This window comes from uncultured Methanobrevibacter sp. (assembly GCF_937906425.1).
In the GTDB taxonomy this organism is placed as follows: domain Archaea; phylum Methanobacteriota; class Methanobacteria; order Methanobacteriales; family Methanobacteriaceae; genus Methanobrevibacter.
In genome coordinates, this window is the sequence record NZ_CALCYR010000030.1 from 1 (window position 1) to 3,184 (window position 3,184).

A 3,184-nucleotide genomic window follows, 5' to 3' on the forward strand; every position below is an offset into this window, starting at 1 on the left:
GTAATTAAATTTAATTATTTAATAATTTAATTTAATTATTTTATTTAAAATCTAATTTTGTAAATTAATTTGCTTATTTAATAATTAAATTTGAAAATAAATAATAATATTAAATATTAAAACAAATATTTAAATATTAGCAATTAAAAAATTTTATAAAACTTCTTTAAAAAATAAGATATGAGGCAGAATAATGAAAATAGACAAAAACAAGAATAACATATTCACAATAGGATTATCAATCCTAATAATCTTTGACATAATCTTTTTAATCTTTTCATTAGCCTACAATCTTTCAGATAGCGTTTACTTTAACATAATTCTTTTCGATACATTTGTCTGCATATTGCTTCTGATTGAATTCTTCTCCAGATTCAGCAAGTCTGGTGAAAGAAAAAAATTCATTATAAATAATTTCTCAGAGCTCTATCCTGCAATACCATTCGATTTGATATTCATTCCAATTCTCATTATAGTGCCTGAACTGGCGGGTTTACTTATTTTATTGAAGTTCATAAAAATAATATTGCTTGCTTATCAGTTCTTTAAGACAATTGGAGTCTTTTTGAAAGACACATATCTTGATGAGATATTTGCAATTTTCATTATTGTCATAGTTGCATCCACATTGGCATTATATCTCTTTGATCCAAGCATGACCGATCTTTTTGACAGTCTCTGGTTTGTCATTGTCACACTTACAACAGTCGGATATGGAGACATCCTGCCAAGCACTGCAATAGGAAAATACATAAGCATCCTTCTTCTCATATTCGGAGTCTTAATATTCAGTGCAGTAACCGCTGCAATGGCAAGCTACTTTATGAAAAAACTTATTACTAATGAAAATTATTATGAGGAAAATTTAGTGGACAACAATGATGAGATAATCAAGAACAAATTAAAAAGCACTGAAAAGGAATTGGAAGAAATCAAGAGTGAATTAAAAGAAAACAAAAAAATAAACCAAGAACTAAAAGAAGAAATAATCGAATTAAAGGAATTAATTAAAAATAATAAATGAATTTTTAAATACAATTTTATTCATTTAAATAAAGAGAAAATTCAAATTATCAAAATTTATTAGAAATCTTAATAATTTAGCTATTTAAACTTTTCAAATTTATTTTAAACAAATATTTAAGGAATTAAAATGTCAACCAAGGTAAACTCTCCAGATGAACTTCCTCAAAGGCCAGGAATCTATATAATGAAGGACAAGAATGAGGAAATCATTTATGTTGGAAAGTCAAAATCACTTAAAAATAGGGTAAAGTCCTATTTCCAAAAGAACCTGGACAGGCCAAAAACCCAAGTTCTCATGAGCCATTTCAATAGCCTTGAATACATTGTAACAAATTCCGAAAAGGAAGCGCTTATTTTAGAGGCAAATCTCATTAAAAAGCATAGGCCGAGATATAACATTCGCCTTAAGGATGACAAGAGATATCCCTACGTCAAGATTACAGAAGAGGACTTTCCAAAACTGGTAATTACAAGAAACATTGGAAAGACTGGAACCTACTATGGACCATTTACAGATGTAGGTAGCGTAAGGCAAACCGTTAAATTCCTTAAGCAGCTATTCCGCATCAGAACCTGTAAGAGAATGGATGGACCATGCCTAAACAGTCAGATTGACCTTTGTTATGCTCCTTGTGACGGTCAGATAAGCAAGGAGGAATATGGAGAACACATTAAAAAGATCGACCTGTTTTTCCAGGGAAAATACAACAAGATCATAAAGGATTTGGAAAGAGAGATGAAGGAGGCTGCATCAAAACAGGAATTTGAAAAGGCAGCAGTCATCAGGGACCAAATCAATTCAATTGTAGAGGTTATGGAAAAGCAGTTTGTTGAACTTAACAATGAATTGGACCAGGACATAATTGCAATCTCATATACCCGTGAAAATGCTGTTGTGGTTGTAATGAGCATAAGAAATGGCAAAATCATGGGAAAGGACGATTTCCTTATGAACGGTTCAAAACACACCACATCAGATGAGGTCATTTCAGCATTCATCAAGCAGTACTATGGAATCAACAGGCATATTCCTAAGGAAATACTTCTGGAAGAGGAAATACCTGACAATGACCTTATTGAGGAATGGTTAAGTGACTTAAGAGGAAACAAGGTTTCCATTAAAATCCCTCAAAGGGGAAACAAGCTAAGACTTGTAAGAATGGCAAGCAAAAATGCAGACATTATCAAAAACCAGAAGCAAAAGATGGAAAACTCAATGATTGAACTTAAGAAATACCTTAAGCTTGAAAAGCTTCCAAGAGTCATTGAAGGTTATGACATCTCAAACATTTCAGGAAAATTGGCTGTAGGTTCAAAGGTCTCATTTTTAGATGGAAAACCTAACAAGAAACAGTATAAAAAGTTTAGGATGAATACTCCAGGACCTAACGATTTTGCAATGATGAAGGAACTTCTCCAAAGAAGACTGAAGCCATTGAAGGAACATTATGACAAGATAAGATATAATGAGGAACAATTGAGCAAGAAAAATAAGGAACATATTGAAACAATTGACATAGAACCTTTAAAACTTGGAGAGGAACCAAATCTAATTGTTATTGACGGCGGCAAGGGACAATTGGGAATGGCTGTTGACGTTTTAAGGGAATATAATCTTACACACATTCCAATCATTGGTCTTGCAAAGGAATTTGAGGAAATCTATGTGCCCAACAGCAGTTTTCCAATCATAATCCCTCAGGACAATGAGGCATTGCACTTGCTCCAACAGGTAAGGGACGAATCACACAGGTTTGCTGTAACATATCACAGAAAACTAAGATCCAAAAAGATTGAGGAATCTCCACTTGACAATATTCATGGAATTGGCAAAAAAAGAAAGGTGGAACTCTTGAAACACTTTAAGGACCTTGAAGGAGTTAAAAAGGCAAGTATTGAAGAATTGATTGAAGTTAATGGAATGAATGAAAAAGTAGCCAAGAATGTTTATGACTATTTCCATGAGGAAAACTCTTAATAATAGCTTAAATTTAATTTAAAAAAATAAAAATAATAAAAAAACTTATTAAAAATAGCTTAAATTTAATTTGAAAAAATAAAATAATAAAAAACTTATTAAAAATGGCTTAAATTTAATTTAAAAAAATAAAAATAATAAAAAAGCTTATATAAATAGCTTAAATAAGATTAAAATTAA

2 protein-coding genes are annotated in these 3,184 nt (G+C 31.0%); both read left to right on the plus strand.

Going from position 1 to position 3,184, the window contains the following annotated elements; all coding sequences use genetic code 11:
* Nucleotides 1-193 precede the first annotated feature (193 nt).
* A complete protein-coding gene (locus Q0138_RS01015) occupies nt 194-1,024 on the plus strand; it encodes an ion channel (RefSeq protein ID WP_297979692.1) in 831 nt (276 codons plus the stop codon).
* 129 nt (nt 1,025-1,153) lie between these two features.
* Entirely contained in the window at nt 1,154-3,004 is a 1,851-nt protein-coding gene (gene uvrC / locus Q0138_RS01020; RefSeq protein ID WP_297979695.1) for an excinuclease ABC subunit UvrC, read from the plus strand.
* Nucleotides 3,005-3,184 lie beyond the last annotated feature (180 nt).

Bases quoted from the DNA above. Each gene is read 5' to 3' on its own strand.
- Q0138_RS01015 (WP_297979692.1), top strand. From the start codon at position 194: ATGAAAATAGACAAAAACAAGAATAACATATTCACAATAGGATTATCA.
- uvrC (WP_297979695.1), top strand. From the start codon at position 1,154: ATGTCAACCAAGGTAAACTCTCCAGATGAACTTCCTCAAAGGCCAGGA.